Annotated in this window: 21 protein-coding genes; 13 read left to right on the top strand and 8 right to left on the bottom strand. The window is 51.4% G+C overall.

The window, feature by feature from the left end:
• Positions 1-53: 53 nt before the first annotated feature.
• Both AC0LWN_RS20410 and AC0LWN_RS20405 read left to right on the top strand, forming a co-directional pair.
• Positions 54-362: a hypothetical protein gene (locus AC0LWN_RS20410; RefSeq protein ID WP_474668515.1), complete on the top strand. Its 309-nt coding sequence runs from the start codon at positions 54-56 to the stop codon at positions 360-362.
• 41 nt (positions 363-403) lie between these two features.
• Positions 404-1,495 carry a hypothetical protein gene (locus AC0LWN_RS20405; RefSeq protein ID WP_474668513.1) on the top strand — a complete coding sequence of 364 codons (1,092 nt, stop codon included), beginning with the start codon at positions 404-406 and terminating at the stop codon, positions 1,493-1,495.
• Positions 1,496-1,585: 90 nt separating this feature from the next.
• Here the strand turns inward: AC0LWN_RS20405 and AC0LWN_RS20400 are convergent, their stop codons facing one another.
• The 4 genes from AC0LWN_RS20400 to AC0LWN_RS20385 form a co-directional block, all read right to left on the bottom strand.
• Positions 1,586-1,765, bottom strand: coding sequence for a sporulation histidine kinase inhibitor Sda (locus tag AC0LWN_RS20400; RefSeq protein ID WP_019909694.1), 180 nt, complete (start codon positions 1,763-1,765; stop codon positions 1,586-1,588).
• 238 nt (positions 1,766-2,003) lie between these two features.
• A complete protein-coding gene (locus AC0LWN_RS20395; protein WP_474668511.1) occupies positions 2,004-2,348 on the bottom strand; it encodes a LytTR family DNA-binding domain-containing protein in 345 nt (114 codons plus the stop codon).
• A 142-nt stretch (positions 2,349-2,490) separates the two neighbouring features.
• Positions 2,491-3,006, bottom strand: a complete 516-nt coding sequence (locus tag AC0LWN_RS20390; protein WP_474668509.1) for an accessory gene regulator ArgB-like protein — start codon at positions 3,004-3,006, stop codon at positions 2,491-2,493.
• The gene (locus tag AC0LWN_RS20385; RefSeq protein WP_474668507.1) at positions 3,003-3,659 is read right to left on the bottom strand and encodes a hypothetical protein; all 657 of its coding nucleotides are present in this window, start codon (positions 3,657-3,659) and stop codon (positions 3,003-3,005) included. The genes AC0LWN_RS20390 and AC0LWN_RS20385 overlap by 4 nt, the downstream gene beginning before the upstream one ends.
• A gap of 137 nt (positions 3,660-3,796) precedes the next feature.
• Between AC0LWN_RS20385 and AC0LWN_RS20380 the strand changes: the two genes are divergently transcribed.
• Positions 3,797-4,315 (top strand): DinB family protein, encoded by a 519-nt coding sequence (locus AC0LWN_RS20380; protein ID WP_474668505.1) that lies wholly within the window; start codon positions 3,797-3,799, stop codon positions 4,313-4,315.
• A 73-nt stretch (positions 4,316-4,388) separates the two neighbouring features.
• On the opposite strand, the gene AC0LWN_RS20375 is transcribed toward AC0LWN_RS20380, so the two are convergent.
• Positions 4,389-4,958 (bottom strand): thymidine kinase, encoded by a 570-nt coding sequence (locus AC0LWN_RS20375; protein WP_474668503.1) that lies wholly within the window; start codon positions 4,956-4,958, stop codon positions 4,389-4,391.
• 183 nt (positions 4,959-5,141) lie between these two features.
• On the opposite strand from AC0LWN_RS20375, the gene AC0LWN_RS20370 reads away from it, so the two are divergent.
• Positions 5,142-5,348, top strand: a complete 207-nt coding sequence (locus AC0LWN_RS20370) for a hypothetical protein (protein ID WP_474668501.1) — start codon at positions 5,142-5,144, stop codon at positions 5,346-5,348.
• Positions 5,349-5,375: 27 nt separating this feature from the next.
• Here AC0LWN_RS20370 and AC0LWN_RS20365 read toward each other — a convergent pair whose 3' ends face one another.
• Positions 5,376-5,681 (bottom strand): DUF2627 domain-containing protein, encoded by a 306-nt coding sequence (locus AC0LWN_RS20365; RefSeq protein ID WP_474668499.1) that lies wholly within the window; start codon positions 5,679-5,681, stop codon positions 5,376-5,378.
• A gap of 168 nt (positions 5,682-5,849) precedes the next feature.
• Between AC0LWN_RS20365 and lpdA the strand changes: the two genes are divergently transcribed.
• The 5 genes from lpdA (at position 5,850) to lipB (ending at position 11,811) form a co-directional block, all read left to right on the top strand.
• Positions 5,850-7,271 carry a dihydrolipoyl dehydrogenase gene (gene lpdA, locus AC0LWN_RS20360; RefSeq protein WP_458964117.1) on the top strand — a complete coding sequence of 474 codons (1,422 nt, stop codon included), beginning with the start codon at positions 5,850-5,852 and terminating at the stop codon, positions 7,269-7,271.
• Between the two features lie 229 nt (positions 7,272-7,500).
• Positions 7,501-8,532, top strand: coding sequence for a thiamine pyrophosphate-dependent dehydrogenase E1 component subunit alpha (locus tag AC0LWN_RS20355; RefSeq protein WP_474668496.1), 1,032 nt, complete (start codon positions 7,501-7,503; stop codon positions 8,530-8,532).
• A 3-nt stretch (positions 8,533-8,535) separates the two neighbouring features.
• Positions 8,536-9,522 (top strand): alpha-ketoacid dehydrogenase subunit beta, encoded by a 987-nt coding sequence (locus tag AC0LWN_RS20350; RefSeq protein WP_019909710.1) that lies wholly within the window; start codon positions 8,536-8,538, stop codon positions 9,520-9,522.
• A 105-nt stretch (positions 9,523-9,627) separates the two neighbouring features.
• Positions 9,628-11,058, top strand: a complete 1,431-nt coding sequence (locus AC0LWN_RS20345) for a dihydrolipoamide acetyltransferase family protein (RefSeq protein WP_474668494.1) — start codon at positions 9,628-9,630, stop codon at positions 11,056-11,058.
• 54 nt (positions 11,059-11,112) lie between these two features.
• Complete coding sequence (lipB, locus tag AC0LWN_RS20340) at positions 11,113-11,811, top strand: lipoyl(octanoyl) transferase LipB (protein ID WP_474668492.1); 699 nt, start codon at positions 11,113-11,115, stop codon at positions 11,809-11,811.
• Between the two features lie 77 nt (positions 11,812-11,888).
• On the opposite strand, the gene prli42 is transcribed toward lipB, so the two are convergent.
• On the bottom strand, positions 11,889-11,990 hold the full coding sequence (prli42, locus tag AC0LWN_RS20335; protein WP_474668490.1) for a stressosome-associated protein Prli42: 102 nt from the start codon (positions 11,988-11,990) through the stop codon (positions 11,889-11,891).
• A 95-nt stretch (positions 11,991-12,085) separates the two neighbouring features.
• On the opposite strand from prli42, the gene AC0LWN_RS20330 reads away from it, so the two are divergent.
• A complete protein-coding gene (locus AC0LWN_RS20330) occupies positions 12,086-13,213 on the top strand; it encodes a M20/M25/M40 family metallo-hydrolase (RefSeq protein WP_474668488.1) in 1,128 nt (375 codons plus the stop codon).
• 123 nt (positions 13,214-13,336) lie between these two features.
• Here AC0LWN_RS20330 and AC0LWN_RS20325 read toward each other — a convergent pair whose 3' ends face one another.
• Positions 13,337-13,510 carry a hypothetical protein gene (locus AC0LWN_RS20325; protein WP_474668486.1) on the bottom strand — a complete coding sequence of 58 codons (174 nt, stop codon included), beginning with the start codon at positions 13,508-13,510 and terminating at the stop codon, positions 13,337-13,339.
• 76 nt (positions 13,511-13,586) lie between these two features.
• Here AC0LWN_RS20325 and AC0LWN_RS20320 point away from each other — a divergent pair, with 76 nt between their 5' ends.
• The 3 genes from AC0LWN_RS20320 (at position 13,587) to AC0LWN_RS20310 (ending at position 16,002) form a co-directional block, all read left to right on the top strand.
• Positions 13,587-14,159, top strand: coding sequence for an NUDIX domain-containing protein (locus AC0LWN_RS20320; protein ID WP_458964124.1), 573 nt, complete (start codon positions 13,587-13,589; stop codon positions 14,157-14,159).
• Entirely contained in the window at positions 14,150-15,349 is a 1,200-nt protein-coding gene (locus AC0LWN_RS20315) for an endonuclease Q family protein (RefSeq protein WP_474668483.1), read from the top strand. The genes AC0LWN_RS20320 and AC0LWN_RS20315 overlap by 10 nt, the downstream gene beginning before the upstream one ends.
• 65 nt (positions 15,350-15,414) lie before the next feature.
• Positions 15,415-16,002, top strand: a complete 588-nt coding sequence (locus AC0LWN_RS20310; RefSeq protein WP_474668481.1) for a hypothetical protein — start codon at positions 15,415-15,417, stop codon at positions 16,000-16,002.
• Positions 16,003-16,006: the final 4 nt, after the last annotated feature.

Genomic DNA, 16,006 nt, shown 5'->3' with positions numbered 1-16,006 from the left:
TTCATCTTGATCCACGCTCAAACAATAAAAATGGTTAAAAGGGGATATTCATAATGAGAATTAACATGAAATTTACCAGTAAAGGCAAAGCGGCGATAGAGAATTTTAACAACGAAGAGCTGCTGGAGATTTTCGCAAGATACATCAGAACATTAACCAAGAAGTATGACATTGAAGTGGATGTGCCGCTTGAAGTGAACCAGAATATCGTGAGTGACGGAATCATCATTGCGATGGCGCGGAATGTGAATTGCGACGCGGACACCTTTTTCAAGGAATTGAGCCGTGACGTTAAGGTTCCGCTGAAAAAAAGATTGGGCGGTAAGCTGGAAAATGTCTTCAAAACGGAGTTCATCGAGTAGTTCTTCATTGTCTTGTTTCAGGGTACAAAAGGAGAAGTTGCATGCGTAAACTCACGGCTTTTATTATTTTTATCTCTGCTGTGCTCCTTGCTTCCCCGGTCTCGGCTTCAGGTGCCACCGTTCTCAAGCTTTCCCATAAGGTCTTGACTACTGACGGAACCAGTATTGTAGCTGCGGGCGGGGGAAATGTAATACTGAATGGTACTCTACTGAATACTAGAACACAACAAACGCTTAATCTAAGCATAGGCGCTGACGAGCCGATCCTCGATGTGAAAACCTTAAGCCATCCGGATAAATTAATTGTCCTGACCCGTTCGAAGGAACGGAAGATTCTGAAATATAGCTTCTCCACAGACGGAAGACTGCTGCAGAAGAGCTTCATCAACATTCCGCTTGGTGAGCAGGGAAGAGCCCAGTGGACTTCCTCAGCAGCAAATACGCCTGAACAGGTGTGGGTGCAAAGGGATAAGCTGTTCTCCGTCTATAAGGCACCTTGGCGCAAGGCTGAAGCGTCATTTGACTCTACCTACAAGGATACCGCTTATGAATATTCCAATGCGATAGACTGGAGAGCTTCTTCTTCGCCTTATCTTGTACTGGAATATGACGGTGCAGTGATTATGGGCAGCCAGCGGTATCTAACTATTGTGAATATGAAAGATAAGTCGCAGCGTACACTTGAGATTGATCAGAACCCCTTTCTGAATCTCCAGATCACGGGCAGCAAGCTTGAGGTGACTACGAACTGGTGGTATCAAGACCCGTTCCCTGCTAACGTTGAGCACCCCGATTCTGGTAAGGAGCAGCCGCTGCTAAGCTTGATTGATCTGCAGACCGCAGCCTCAACTGTGATGCTGAAAGGTACGTTTGAAGAGAAATCTGATGCAGTTTCCGGCTGGGAGAGTGAACTCTTCGGCTCGCAGATGTATGTCAAAAATTTGCTGACCAACACCTGGTCACTGTATGATCTGACTGGTCGTAGCGTACTGTCAAATCAGCCTGCACCAGCGGTTGCCTCAAACAGTACGGCTCACTTCATAGGGTATGATGCTGCAGCGCAAAAGGCTTTTTTTGCGACATTCTCCTCTTCCAAAACTCAGGTATCCATTACATCCGTTCCTGTAAAATAACAAAAAAACAGCCAGTCTACACAATAAAGTGCAGGCTGGCTGTTTTACGCTTGGAAAGGTGTATATGTGGGAGTGCTGAAATAATAACGATTAAGCATCCAAGTGATCGGTACCGTTCAATTTTCTTCCGGTGAGAACGGTTTGGATAATCTCAATAAAATCAGGTGAAGCGTTAGCCTCCACCGCTAATTCGTAGATGTTCAACAATTGTTCGTCAGACAATAGCTCCAGGGATGAGGGGCGCGGAGAAGGATGAAAGTAATAATCCATTAGATTCCTCCATCGGTTATTTTAGTAGATTGTAAAAATACTGCGACCTATCCTAAATGGTACCATTTGGAAGACAATCCGTCCCCTGGCATTCGCCCTGCGAATATTTCTTTACAATTCATGGATGTTATGGGATAATATTTGGTTTATTTTAACTTTTATATGTATAAAAGTACGTTCCTGGTCAAAACAACAAGTCCGACACCTAAGCGGTATCGGACTTGTTGTTTTAAAGGCATCATTTTGATGATTCGGATGAATCTTTTTTTCGAGAAGCTAAAAATCGTTTGAGCCGTGGTTCATTAGGTTCCGATACTGTAGCAAATTGTTCTCCCTGTTGAAACGTAACAATCTTTCGTTCGGAGTCATAACAGTCAATTTGGTTGAGACTTACGACATTGCTTCGGTCAAGACGTTCAAAGCCATTGCCCTTATAAGCATTCAAAAGATCTGAAAGTGTAGTAGGGAGAACAAACTCGCCTTCTTTCGTATGGACGAATATTGCATTCTTATAGCTGGAGAAATACAATATATCTTCTTCCCGGATATCCCGGGAGGCTCCGTCGTTTAGCAAGACCCGCATGTTCTCCCCATCCTTGTATGATTACTTCCGCAGTTCTTTAGGGGCTTCTGGACTGTGCAATCCAATTTTCATAATAGATGCAAATACACGGGCGGAAGCTTGAAGCGCTAAAGAAGCATGTTTGGCCACTGATGCTTTCATGTCAAAACCTCCTTTTCCAAGAGATTACTGTTAAGGATTGGATTATAAAGGCCAATCCAATTACAGACGAATTAATCAGAAAGTTCAAACTAACAAGCCCTACTGAAATTATCTTTAAGGCTGGAAACCAGCGGATTGGAATTTGGGCGTTTTTATCAGGATTTGGCGCGAAAATAAGCATCACTACTAAACTGAAAGCATTGATTATTAAAAGGGGTTTTCCTGTAACACTCAACAATGGAGTAAGGGAACATAGTAAAGTTGTAACAATATTGCAGGCGGCAGCCGTCTTTAAGTGAATTCCGCCAGAGCAGATACGCAAAATAGAAAAACTTAAAAAGAAAATAAAAGTTTCAAACAAATTGTTAAACAACCAGCCTATAGTAAGGGATGCTAGAAAGGTTAAAAGTGTGTTAAGAATGATATTTAACGCATATTGCATAATTTCAATGGAACATGTTTCTTCGGGGTTTGCTCGCTTAATGGCGACAGATAACTTAATAGCCAGGCTGTTCAAAATTCCTCACCGCGGTTCTTTTTTATTGAATAATTAAGGTATCCAAATAGTAGTAAAACGTAAAACAGAGGCACCAAAACAAAAAATTTTGAATAGATTTCAAAGAAATAGATCATGAGAATTACAAGCAGTATAGAGGGGAAACTTAATGCAAATAATATTTTTTCATGCTTGCCGACAAGAATTTTCTCATCAGGCTTGTCAGGAATAAAGTCAAAACCTTTTCTTTTTTTATTAATATAAAAACCAACAACGAATGCTAACAGGGCAGAAATGACCTGTAAAAAGTACATTCCTACAGAAGCTCCAAACAGTCGAATAGTAAAAATATTAGTAGTATTCATTAATAAATAAAGGGTGGATTGAATAAGCATGTATAAGAGATATGACATACCAGTCATAATTGCCGCATAAAAAATATGTATTCGAAATAATAACCACAAAAAGCAAAAAACAAGTGTATATTGGATTAAGACGTCTAACTCTGGTAATCCGTTAGTTACTCGAATGAAATGCGAAAAGAATCCCATAATCAAACCTGCAAAGATGATTTCCTTCGGGTAAAGGTCGATCTTAAAAATTTTGAATCCGAGATAAAACAAAGCGGAGCTTTCCAATACCGAAAACACCATAAATAGCACAAATTCCAGCATGCGTACACTCCCAAAGATCAGAGTAACTATTATTTAATCTTGCAAATATTATACATAATGAAATAAAATACAACAACAGCATTTCTTGCTTTTTCGGCAGGAATTTCATTTAAAATTTTAATAGAGGGGGTAATTCTATGATTCAGCGTCCAGAACGAAGCGAATACAGTGATTATACGGCCCGTTACGTTTCTTTGGTGCCTTCCGAAGGGGATCTAGCAACCATTCTTAGGGTGCAGTCCAATCTGATTTTTGAGCTTTTGGGTGGACTGACCGAGGAGCAGGGAAGCTACCGGTATGCGCCGGACAAATGGAGCATTAAGCAACTGATCGGCCACCTGACGGACAATGACCGCATTATGTCTTATCGTCTACTTGCTATTGCTAGAGGTGAGCAAGCACCGCTTCCTGGCTATGAGGAAAATAGCTATGCGGCGGCAGGGGAGTTTGACCGGTTCACGCTGCAAGAAATGGTACAGCATTACAAGCTGGTACGGCAGTCCACACTTGCTTTGCTGGAGAGCCTGCCTGAAGAAGCCTGGACCCGGATGGGCACAGCCAGCAACGCTCCTATTTCCGTCAGAGCGATTGCCTGTGTCATCATCGGGCATGAGCTGCATCATATGACTGTGCTTAAGGAGCGTTATTTGCAGTAAAGCCCCGTATACAACCCAAAAAAAGCATTCCAGCCCAAAGAGGGCGCAGGAATGCTTTTTGCGTTGCACTATTTTAGAGCGGCGGGTTCTTGTGGCATTTGCGGCATACCGGGTAATAGGCTTCGTTTCCGCCAATCTGGATTTGCTTGCCGCTGTAGACGGGTTTGCCATTCTCGACGCGCAGCGCCATCGTTGCCTTGCGTTCGCAGAACCAGCAGATCGTCTTCATTTCTTCAATTTTGTCGGCGTAGATCAGCATGTACTTGCTGCCTTCGAACAGATTGTTCTGGAAATCATTTTTCAGCCCAAAGGCCATCACTGGAATGTTCAGCTCATCCACAATCCGTACCAGTTGAAGAATGCAGTCTTTGGTCAAAAATTGACATTCATCTATCAATACACAGTGGGGTTTGGGCAGGTTCCTGCTGACAATATTATAAATATCCGTATTCTCGTCGATAGGGATGGCCTGCTTACGCAGCCCGATGCGGGAGGAGATGTACCCGACTTCGTCCCGGTCGTCAATGGATGGAGTAAAAATGAGCACCGATTTGCCCTGCTCCTCGTAATTATGCGCAACCTTGAGTATCTCAATGGATTTGCCGCTGTTCATTGCCCCATATTTGAAAAACAACTGTGCCACGTCCATCTATCCTTTCGTTAATCAGCCTGATGCATCATCATCCGAAAAATGCGACCTTAATAGAGTATCATACTCGCCCTAAAAGTAGCCAGTGAAAACATTTCGGGGAATGGGCAGAGAGTGCTATAATAAACGCTGGTTATGAATTTGGACAGAGAACGTTCACAGAAAGAGGGCTTACAGTTGACAGAGAACTTGGACAGTTATAAAGAAAGAATAGCGGAGTTGCAGGAAAATGGGGAGCTGACTGCGGATGCGTTAAGCCTTGTGACGGAGATGCTGGATGAGCTGGCGGAAATGAACCGCAGCAACAAGGCGCTGCGCCGGGCCATTTTGAAAGGGCAGTCCACATCCATGTCTACACGACTGCGGGATGCGCTCTACGAATAGACAAATGTGAGAGGAAAGTAGAGCGGGTCAAGCTGTTGCATCCGGTGAAGGGGGCTGCTGGGCTTTTTGCTTCTCCTTGAACCGGGGGCCCACATAGTTGCGCTTGCGGTCACGGGTCAGAATCCAGCCGCCGAGGAAGCTCATTCCGGCCAGGAACAGCAGCAGTCCGCCGCCGAAATGCAGCCAGGCAAACACCGGCGTGGCGCTGTCGTCGCCGTGCATGGAGATGTAATTGAAGATATCATCCTTCATCATCAGGAAGCCCTTCATTGCGAGCAGGCCGGGAACAACCAGAATCAGAATAGCAATAAAGCGTGAAATGAGCAGTTTCATTAGCGTCCCCCTCATCTTTTGATGCCTCTGAATTCACCCATATGATAACGCTTTAATAAATAAAAGTCCATGTATATATGACGTTTGTAAGTTTTGTTATGGATGTAAAAGAGAGTACAATGGTATAGGCTGTTTAGACTTGTGAGTAAGAACTGGAGGATACATATCATGACTATTTCATGTGACGTGGCCATACTTGGCGGAGGGACCGGAGGATATGTGGCGGCAATCCGTGCAGCACAGCTCGGGAAATCCGTCGTGGTCATCGAAATGGACAAACTGGGCGGAACCTGTCTGCACCGCGGCTGCATTCCCAGCAAATCGCTGCTGCGCAGTGCCGAGGTATACGCTGAGATACAAGAAAGTGAGAGCTACGGCATAGAAACAACCGGAGTGCAGTTGGTGTTCCCGAAGGTGCAGCTCCGCAAGGAGGCTGTGGTGGAGCAGCTGCATCAAGGCGTACAGTTTCTAATGCGTAAAAATAAAATCCAGGTGGTTAAGGGCAAGGGGCGCATTATCGGGCCTTCGATTTTCTCTCCGCGCAGCGGCGCGGTGGCTGTGGAGCTGGAGGATGGCGAGATGGAGACGGTGGTCTCAACCAATCTCATTGTCGCTACAGGCTCCCGTCCGCGCGTGCTGCCGGGGCTGAAGCCGGACGGTAAGGTGATTCTGAGCAGTGAAGAAGCGCTGACGCTGGAGGAACTGCCGTCTTCGATTATCATTGTGGGCGGCGGAGTCATTGGTGTGGAGTGGGCCTCGATGCTGGCAGATTTCGGGGTGCAGGTCACGGTGGTGGAAGCCGCCGGGCAGCTTTTGCCGCTTGAAGATGAAGAGGTTGCCCGTGAGCTGCAACGTCTGCTGAAGAAACGCGGCGTCAAGGTGCTGACCGGAACAACGGTGGATGCTGAGACCTGCACAATTACGGAATCCGGGATCACCATTGAGGCCCGCAAAGGGGAGCAGAGCCAGAGCTTGTCTGCGGAGAAGCTGCTGGTGTCTGTCGGCAGAGTCGCGAATGTGGAGAACATCGGACTTGAGAATACGGATATTCATTTTGACAAAGGCGTCATTGAAGTTAACGACAACATGCAGACGGCAGAGCCGCATATCTATGCCATCGGTGATTGCATCGGCGGACTGCAGCTGGCCCATGCGGCCAGCCACGAGGGCATCCGTGCGGTAGAGCATCTGGCGGGCGAGACGCTCCATCCGTATCATCCGCATTTGGTACCACGCTGTGTGTATACACGGCCTGAGGTAGCAAGCGTCGGATACACGGAGAAAGAGGCCAAGGCGCTTGGGGCTGATGTGGTTACGGGCAAGTTCCCGTTCTCGGCCATCGGCAAAGCCATTGTCTACGGCATGAAGGACGGCTTCGTCAAGGTGGTTGCCGACCGTGCCAGTGGCGATATTCTCGGCGTACAGATGATCGGCCCGCATGTCACCGATCTGATCGGCGAGGCAGCGCTGGCGCAGCTGCTGGATGCCACACCTTGGGAGGTTGGCGAGGCGATTCATGCCCATCCGACGCTCTCCGAGGTTATCGGCGAAGCGATGCTGGCCGTGGATGGAAGAGCAATCGGATTCTAGCAAACGATCAAGGCCCAAGAAGCGAATGCCGGAGGGAGCTTAAGGCGCGTTATGCGTCTAAATAGCTCCATACCGGCTTTTCTTGGCTTTTCTTTTTGACTGGAAAGGGATTATAATGTACTGGAGCGAGATTTAGTACCTGGTTTTAAGATCAGGGCATATACTTCGTTGTAGTGTTGCTTGCCAGTCGGTTTTGCACAAAGTACAAAATTTTTAGGAGGTACCTCATATGGAATCCCAAGGTACTGTAGAAACCGTTAACAGACATAAGCAGCTTGGACTCAGTGACGGCCAGGTCATCGATATGTACAGATATATGCAGATGGGGCGGAAATACGATGAGCGCAGTCTGCTGCTGCAGCGCGCCGGAAAGATCAACTTCCATGTCTCGGGCATCGGCCAGGAGGCGGCGCAGGTAGCGGCGGCTTTTGCGCTGGACCGGGAGAACGATTATTTTTTACCTTACTACCGTGATTATGCCTTTGTTCTGTCCGTGGGAATGACCACGCGGGAGCTGATGCTGTCCGTATTTGCCAAGGCAGAGGACCCTAACAGCGGCGGGCGGCAGATGCCGGGCCACTTCGGAAGCAAACGTCTGCGGATTGTGACCGGTTCAAGTCCGGTGACAACCCAGGTGCCGCATGCCGTAGGCTTCGCACTGGCTGCCAAAATGCAGAAGAAGAAGTTTGTTTCCTTCGTCACCTTCGGGGAGGGCTCCAGCAACCAGGGGGATTTCCATGAAGCGTGCAATTTCGCCGGGGTGAATAAGCTGCCGGTAATAATCTTTTGCCAGAACAATCAGTATGCGATCTCTGTTCCGGTTCATAAGCAGCTTGGCGGCAAGGTCAGTGACCGTGCGCTGGGCTATGGCTTCCCTGGCATCCGGGTGGATGGCAATGATCCGCTGGAGGTGTACCGCGTGGTGAAGGAAGCGCGTGAGCGCGCCCTTGCGGGAGAAGGCCCGACGCTGATTGAAGCGATGATGTACCGCCTGTCTCCGCATTCCACTTCGGACAACGATCTGGCTTACCGGACCAAGGAGGAAGTGGATGCCAACTGGAAGAAGGACGGCATCGCTGCCTTACGCAACTATCTGACCGGCCTTGGATTATGGAACGACGAGAAGGAACGCGATCTTGTTGCCGAATTCAATCTGGAGCTGAAAGCAGCTATTGAATACGCTGAAAATGCGCCGTTTCCGAAACCGGAAGATACGCTGCTGCATGTGTACAGCGAATCTGACCTCAAAGGAGGAGCGTAACTCATGGCGATGATGGAATATATTGATGCCATCCGGCTGGCAATGAAGGAAGAGATGGAGCGCGATGAATCGGTATTCGTGCTAGGGGAGGATGTCGGCGTCAAGGGCGGCGTGTTCACCACCACCAAAGGGCTGCAGGAGCAGTTCGGAGCGGAGCGCGTGATGGATACGCCGCTGGCGGAATCCGCGATTGCCGGTGTAGCGATCGGTGCGGCGATGTACGGCATGAAGCCGATTGCCGAAATGCAGTATTCCGATTTCATGCTGCCGGCAACCAATCAGATTATCAGCGAAGCGGCCAAAATCCGTTACCGCTCCAATAACGATTGGAACTGTCCGGTGGTTATTCGTGCGCCTATCGGCGGGGGGATTTTTGGAGGGCTGTATCATTCCCAATGTCCGGAGTCGATCTTCTTCGGCACGCCGGGACTGAAGATTGTAGCCCCTTATTCGGCTTACGATGCCAAAGGGCTGCTCAAGGCCGCTGTGCGTGATCCCGATCCGGTAATCTTCTTCGAGAACAAGAAATGCTACAAGCTGATCAAGGAAGATGTGCCGGAAGGCGACTACACCGTTCCAATTGGCGAAGCGAATCTGCTGCGTGAAGGCAGCGATATTACGGTGATCGGATACAGCCTGCCGCTGCATTTTGCGATGCAGGCGGCGGAGGAGCTGGAGCGCGAGGAAGGCATTACCGCGCACATCCTCGATCTGCGCACCCTGCAGCCGCTGGACCGTGACGCAATCATTGCCGCCGCCCGGCAGACCGGCAAGGTCCTGATTGTCCATGAGGACAACAAGACCGGAGGCATCGGCGGCGAAGTGGCGGCGATTATCGCCGAGCACTGCCTGTTCGAGCTGGACGCGCCGATCTTCCGCCTCTGCGGACCTGACGTGCCGGCGATGCCGATCAGCCCGCCGATGGAGAAGTTCTTCATGCTGAGCAAGGATAAGGTCAAGGCCGAAATGCTGCGTCTGGCGCAGTACTGAGCCATCCTGAAATAATGATGTCCGGACAATCATCTGAAGTGCCGCGAAAGAGCGGCATGGGTGTCCATATAGGCAAATGTTTACCAAATTTTAAGGAGTGACAACATGTCTGACAATAGCAAGCTGACCGATGTGATTATGCCGCAGCTCGCGGAGTCGCTGGTGTCGGCAACGATTGGCAAATGGCTGAAGAAGCCGGGCGATGCTATAGAGCAGTATGAACCGCTGTGTGATCTCATTACGGATAAGGTGAATGCAGAGCTTCCTGCCACTGTGGACGGTACTTTAGTGGAGCTGCTGGCCGAAGAAGGCCAGACGGTCAGCGTGGGCGAGGTTATCGCCCGCATCGCCGTAGCCGGTTCTGCCGCGCCAAGCGCACCGGCAGCACCCGCTGCTGAAGCGCCTGCGGTGAGCGCTGCGCCTCAGGGTGGGGCAGCGTCCCGCCCGGCTGCACCAAGCCCCGCTCCGGCAGCGGGCAGACCCGCTGTGCCTGCCGCCGGTTTTGATGCCAGCGCACCGATGCGCTCGCGTTATTCCCCGGCGGTACAGACCCTTGCCGCAGAGCACGGCATTAACCTTGCGGCTGTGCCGGGAACCGGTCTCGGCGGACGCATCACGCGTAAGGATGTGCTGACGTTCCTGGAGAACGGCGGCGTATCTGCCGCAGGTTCTGCTGCTGCACCGGCAGCTTCTGCCGTACAGCAAGCGCCTACGGCTATACAGCAGCCTATTCAGGGAGATGTGCAGGAGGTGCTTGCGCCAGTCCGCCATTCCGGCCTGCATCTCAGCGAAACGCCGCGGATTCCCACAATCGAAGTGGAAGGCGGGCGGGGCAGCAGCTCGGAGTATCTGATTGATGTAACCCCGATCCGCAACTCCATCGCTACCAAGATGCGCCAGAGTGTCTCGGAGATTCCGCATGCCTGGACGATGATCGAAGTCGATGTGACCAATCTTGTCGTGCTGCGCAACAAGCTGAAGGATGAATTCAAGCGCAAGGAAGGCATCAACCTGACTTATCTTGCTTTTCTGATGAAGGCTGTCGTCAGTGCCCTCAAGGACTACCCGATTATGAATTCGGTCTGGGCCGTTGATAAAATTATCGTCAAACGCGATATCAACATCTCGCTTGCCGTCGGCACGGAGGATTCTGTCATGACGCCGGTCATCAAAAAAGCGGATCAGAAAAATGTCGCCGGGCTTGCCCGCGAAATCGAGGAGCTGGCCTTTAAGACCCGTGAAGGCAAGCTGCGGCTGGAGGATATGCAGGGAGGCACCTTTACCGTCAACAACACCGGATCTTTCGGTTCCATCCTGTCTTACCCGATTATCAACTATCCGCAGGCAGCCATTCTGACCTTTGAATCCATTGTGAAGAAGCCTGTTGTGATCAACGATATGCTTGCCATACGCTCTATGGCCAACATTTGCCTGTCCCTGGACCACCGGATTCTGGACGGAGTCATTTGCGGCCGCTTCCTGCAGCGTGTCAAGGATAATGTGGAAGCCTACACACCGGATAGCCAGTTGTATTAATATAAGGTTTGGCCCAGCAACAGGAGACTGGAATACAAAGGGGATTTGAAAAGCATGAGCAGCCCGGACATACGCCTACTGGAAGTTTCATATCTGCCCCTGATGGAATACGGTGCGGCCTGGGAGCTGCAAAAGGAAGCTGTTCAGGCCATTGATGCCGGAGCGGCCAGCGAGCGGCTGATTCTTTTGCAGCACCCGCCTACCTATACCATCGGTTCACAGCATCATCCTGAACATCTGCTCCTCAGCGCTGAACAGCTTAAGGAACAAGGCATTACGCTGTTTGAGATCGACCGGGGGGGAGATATTACATATCACGGCCCCGGCCAGCTTGTCGGCTATCCGCTGCTGAGGCTTGGCGAGAACGGCAAGGTGGATCTTCACGGCTACCTGCGGCGACTGGAGTCCGTTATTATTGACTTTTTGTCCGCCTATGGAATTGTGGGGAGCCGCAAGCCGGAATACACCGGTGTATGGGTCGGCGATGAGAAGATTTGCGCCATCGGGGTCAAGTTCAACAAAAGCAAGCTCCGCAGAGGTTTTATCACCAGCCACGGCTTTGCGTTCAACATCTCGGCAGGGATCGGAAAGCGGGGATTTCAGGGGATTATCCCTTGCGGCATAGCGGAGTACGGAGTGACGTCGCTTGAGGAATGCGCTGGCCGATCTTTTGACCTTGAGAAGGTTGCGGGAGAGCTGGTCCCTTATTTCCTGAAGCATTTTCCATATAGAGAGCTGCTGCGAACGGAATAGCGGAACACTATACATGTATGACAAGTCAAATAGCGTCCGGAGCTTCCGGACGCTATTATTAACGGGCAGCCCGGTCATTAACCGGCCAGGAAAGGTTCTAGGACAACCAGCACAGTAGAGGCGATCATGGCGATCAGCATAACGTAGATAAAGACACGGAACCATTTTTTATGTTGCATGTGTGACTCCTTTGAAATTAGTTTAAGATAAAGCGTACAGATCAATTCAAACATTATTACTATTGTAACGTATCCGGGAAAGAGAGGAAAGTCCGATGATATCACAAGAACGTTTGATTCAGGAATTCATGGAGCTTGTCCGTATTGATAGTGAGACAGGAAACGAACGGCAAATCGCCGATGTTCTAAAGGAGAAATTCAGCGCCCTCGGCCTTACCGCTGCTGAAGATGATTCACAGGAACGCACGGGTCATGGAGCAGGCAATCTGCTCGTTACCTGGCCTGCGGTGGACGGAGCCGCCGCACCGAAGCTTTTGTTCACCTGCCACATGGATACTGTGGTTCCCGGGCAAAATATTCAGCCTTCCCTTGGGGAAGACGGCTGGATTACCAGCGACGGCAGCACGATTCTTGGCTCGGACGACAAGGCCGGGCTTGCTGCGTTGTTCGAAGCTATCCGCGTCATTCAGGAGCAAAAGCTGCCTCATGGTCAGCTTCAATTTGTGATCACCGCAGGTGAAGAATCGGGACTGCTGGGTGCCCGGTCCATGAACCCGGAGCTGCTTGATGCGGATTTCGGCTTTGCCCTGGACTCCAACGGCGAGGTGGGGGCGATTGCTGTTGCCGCACCGGCCCAGGCGAAAGTGAAGATGCAGATTTTCGGCAAATCGGCTCATGCGGGCGTAAATCCCGAAGATGGCATCAGTGCCATTCAGGTTGCCAGCAAGGCGATCTCAGCGATGAAGCTTGGCCGCATTGACAGTGAAACCACGGCCAATATCGGGAAATTTGCAGGCGGCGGTCCGACTAATGTTGTCTGCGACTATGTGCAGCTTGATGCGGAAGCGCGCAGCATTGTGCAGGAGAAGGTGGAGCTGCAGGTCGCTTCCATGCGTGAAGCGCTGGAGACTACGGCCCGTGAATACGGTGCGCAAAGCGAATTTAGCAGTGAGATTATTTATCCGGCGTTCAACTTCACTGAGCATGATCCTGTCGTACAACTGGCCGACCGAGCGATCACCTCTCTTGGCCTGACTACACGCCTGTTCCATTCCGGCGGCGGCAGCGATGCCAATGTGTTCAACGGCCATAAGGTTCCAACGGTGAATTTGGCCATCGGCTATGAGCATATTCACACCACCAAGGAGCGGATCAAGGCCGAAGATATTGTCAAAGTGGCTGAGCTTGTTGTAGCGATTGTAAAAGAAAGCGTAAAGGGCTAATTCCGGCAGCGTTCGCGGCTCTGGAGAGCATGAAGGAGCTGTCTCCGTGGGTTATCCCCGGGAACAGCTCCTTATGTTTGCACGCCTGCTGAATTTGCTGAGACCTGTACCGCAAGCGGAAGATTATCCGGCCTTGTAAGGGTTGCTCCGGGATTCAGAGTGCAGCAGCAGGATGTAGGCCAGCGGCATATCACGCCCATATTGCTTGATCCACCCGGCCAATTTGGCCTTGATTTCTTCCGGTCTGCCGATCATTGTAACGCCGGAGGAGCTTGTACGGACAAGGAGGTCGTTCATCCTGCATTCCTTCTTTCCTCTTAAGTTTGCTATAATACACCCTATGCAGATCGAAGCCAAAGGAGACCATGAATCTATGAAAAAAGCTGAAATCAACCGCAACCCTTTACTCGATGAGGAAACGCTGTCCACACAGCCGATTTTCGAGGGCAAAATCATTACGCTGCAGGTGGATACGGTCAAGCTGCCTGACGGCAATACCGCAACTCGTGAAGTCGTGAAGCATCCGGGGGCCGTGGCAGTGCTCGCGCTGAACCAGGGGAAAATGCTGGTTGTGGAGCAGTACCGCCAGCCGATGCACCGCACTGAGGTGGAAATTCCCGCAGGCAAGCTGGATAAGGGCGAAGACCCGCTGGTAGCGGCAGGACGCGAGCTTCAGGAGGAGACAGGGTTCCACAGCGGCGACCTGAAGCTGCTGAAATCGTTCTACACCTCACCCGGATTCGCCGATGAGATTATCCATTTGTATGTGACGGATAATGCCCAGCCGGGGGAAATGGCGCTGGATGAGGATGAATTTCTGGAGGTATCCGAGCTTTCGCTTGAAGAAGCGTATCAATATATTGCAGACGGGCGTATTGCCGACGCCAAGACGATGATGGCAGTGTACGCCTGGCATTTGTACACGCTGACAGGCCAATGGCACTAGAAGCTAAGCTGTCCAGCTACTACTGCGACCTGCATGTGCACATTGGACGTACCTCGGAAGGGCAAGCGGTCAAAATCAGCGGCAGCCGCGACCTCACCTTCGCAGGCATTGCCAAAGAAGCGGCGGAGCGCAAGGGGATAGAGCTGATCGGCATTATCGACAGCCACTCTCCGGGTGTGCTGCGGGATATCCGCGCGCTTCTTGATTCCGGTGAGATGACCGAAGCGGAGGGCGGCGGAATTGCTTACCGGGGGACGACGATCCTGCTGGGGGCGGAAATCGAAATCCGTGAGCCTGGGCGAAAAGAATGCCATGTCCTCGCCTTTATGCCGGATCTTGCGGCCATGGAGAATTTCAGCGGCTGGATGGCCAAGCATATGCGGAATGTTAATCTCAGCTCCCAGCGCTTGTATGCTCCTGCCCGGGAATTGCAGGATGAGATTTACGGGCGGGGCGGTATTTTGATTCCGGCTCATATTTTTACGCCGCATAAAGGGCTGTACGGCTGTGCTGCGGAGCGGATGGCGGAGCTGTTTGACCTGGAGCGCATCGCTGCGGTCGAGCTGGGGCTAAGCGCCGATTCCGAAATGGCCGGATATATTTCCGAGCTTGACCGCTATACGTTTCTTACCAATTCCGATGCCCATTCTCTGGGTAAAATCGGCCGTGAATACAACGTTATCGAGATGGCCAAGCCTTCGTTCAGTGAGCTGCGGCTGGCACTGGAGCGCCGGGAAGGACGGCGGGTCAGCGCCAATTTCGGGCTGAATCCCCGGCTTGGCAAATACCACCGCACGTATTGTGCAGGCTGCGGCAGCATTATCGACGAGGCTTATGCCACGTCGGAGCGCTGCCCGTATTGCGGCGGACAGAAGCTGGTGCAGGGCGTATTTGACCGGATTCTGGCTATCGCGGACCGGGATCAGCCGTCGATTCCCGCTCACCGGCCAGCCTACCATTACCAGGTGCCGCTTGAGTTCATTCCGGGTCTTGGGAAACGTAAGCTGGAGGCGCTGCTGCAGGCTTTTGGCACGGAGATGAAGATTCTGCACACGGCTAGCGAAGCCGAGCTTGCCGCCGTTATCGGAGCCGAGCTTGCCGGACAGATCGTCCTGGCCCGTTCCGGCACGCTTGAGCTATCCTCAGGCGGCGGCGGAACCTACGGCAAGGTGCTGAAACCCAAAGAGTAGCTACAAGCTGCAATGAGCAATAAAGGATCGTCCCATCAGCAGGGTTACTGCGGGTGGGGCGATTTTTGGTTTTGGGGGCGGGGGTGGAGGCGAGTGGGAGCAAGAGTAACGGCATAATTGCCGTTACTGCGAGCGTGAAAGTCCCCAGGAGTTCCAACAACGGCATAATTGCCGTTACTGCAAGCGTGAAGGCCCGCGAGCGCTCCAATAAGGGCATAATTGCCGTTACTGCGAGCGTGAAAGTCCCCGGGAGTTCTAACAACGGCATAATTGCCGTTACTGCGAGCATGAAGGCCAGCGAGCGCTCCAATAACGGCATAATTGCCGTTACTGCGAGCATGAAAGCCCCCGGGAGTTCCAACAACGGCATAATTGCCGTTACTGCGAGCGTGAAAGTCCCCGGGAGTTCCAACAACGGCATAATTGCCGTTACTGCAAGCGTGAAGGCCCCCGAGCGCCCCAACAACGGCATTTCTGCCGTTACTACGAGCGTGAAAGCCCCCGAGAGCTCCAACAACGGCATAATTGCCGTTACTACAAGCGTGAAAGCCCGCGAACGCCCCAACAACGGCATTTCTGCCGTTACTGCGAGCATGAAAGCCCGGGCGAGCGCCAGCATCGGCAAGCCCCTTCTTGCCGGGGACAAGTCATAGAGCG

The sequence above is a fragment of the Paenibacillus sp. sgz302115 genome (assembly GCF_056120445.1).
This window is presented reverse-complemented; position numbering and strand designations above follow the sequence as displayed.

What these genes read in the sequence shown, in the direction of transcription:
- AC0LWN_RS20320 (WP_458964124.1), top strand. Translation starts at nt 13,587, where the DNA reads ATGAAAAAAGCTGAAATCAACCGCAACCCTTTACTCGATGAGGAAACG.
- AC0LWN_RS20315 (WP_474668483.1), top strand. Translation starts at nt 14,150, where the DNA reads ATGGCACTAGAAGCTAAGCTGTCCAGCTACTACTGCGACCTGCATGTG.
- lipB (WP_474668492.1), top strand. Translation starts at nt 11,113, where the DNA reads ATGAGCAGCCCGGACATACGCCTACTGGAAGTTTCATATCTGCCCCTG.
- prli42 (WP_474668490.1), bottom strand. Translation starts at nt 11,990, where the DNA reads ATGCAACATAAAAAATGGTTCCGTGTCTTTATCTACGTTATGCTGATC.
- AC0LWN_RS20385 (WP_474668507.1), bottom strand. Translation starts at nt 3,659, where the DNA reads ATGCTGGAATTTGTGCTATTTATGGTGTTTTCGGTATTGGAAAGCTCC.
- AC0LWN_RS20355 (WP_474668496.1), top strand. Translation starts at nt 7,501, where the DNA reads ATGGAATCCCAAGGTACTGTAGAAACCGTTAACAGACATAAGCAGCTT.
- AC0LWN_RS20405 (WP_474668513.1), top strand. Translation starts at nt 404, where the DNA reads ATGCGTAAACTCACGGCTTTTATTATTTTTATCTCTGCTGTGCTCCTT.
- lpdA (WP_458964117.1), top strand. Translation starts at nt 5,850, where the DNA reads ATGACTATTTCATGTGACGTGGCCATACTTGGCGGAGGGACCGGAGGA.
- AC0LWN_RS20345 (WP_474668494.1), top strand. Translation starts at nt 9,628, where the DNA reads ATGTCTGACAATAGCAAGCTGACCGATGTGATTATGCCGCAGCTCGCG.
- AC0LWN_RS20395 (WP_474668511.1), bottom strand. Translation starts at nt 2,348, where the DNA reads ATGCGGGTCTTGCTAAACGACGGAGCCTCCCGGGATATCCGGGAAGAA.
- AC0LWN_RS20365 (WP_474668499.1), bottom strand. Translation starts at nt 5,681, where the DNA reads ATGAAACTGCTCATTTCACGCTTTATTGCTATTCTGATTCTGGTTGTT.
- AC0LWN_RS20325 (WP_474668486.1), bottom strand. Translation starts at nt 13,510, where the DNA reads ATGAACGACCTCCTTGTCCGTACAAGCTCCTCCGGCGTTACAATGATC.
- AC0LWN_RS20380 (WP_474668505.1), top strand. Translation starts at nt 3,797, where the DNA reads ATGATTCAGCGTCCAGAACGAAGCGAATACAGTGATTATACGGCCCGT.
- AC0LWN_RS20410 (WP_474668515.1), top strand. Translation starts at nt 54, where the DNA reads ATGAGAATTAACATGAAATTTACCAGTAAAGGCAAAGCGGCGATAGAG.
- AC0LWN_RS20330 (WP_474668488.1), top strand. Translation starts at nt 12,086, where the DNA reads ATGATATCACAAGAACGTTTGATTCAGGAATTCATGGAGCTTGTCCGT.
- AC0LWN_RS20350 (WP_019909710.1), top strand. Translation starts at nt 8,536, where the DNA reads ATGGCGATGATGGAATATATTGATGCCATCCGGCTGGCAATGAAGGAA.
- AC0LWN_RS20400 (WP_019909694.1), bottom strand. Translation starts at nt 1,765, where the DNA reads ATGGATTATTACTTTCATCCTTCTCCGCGCCCCTCATCCCTGGAGCTA.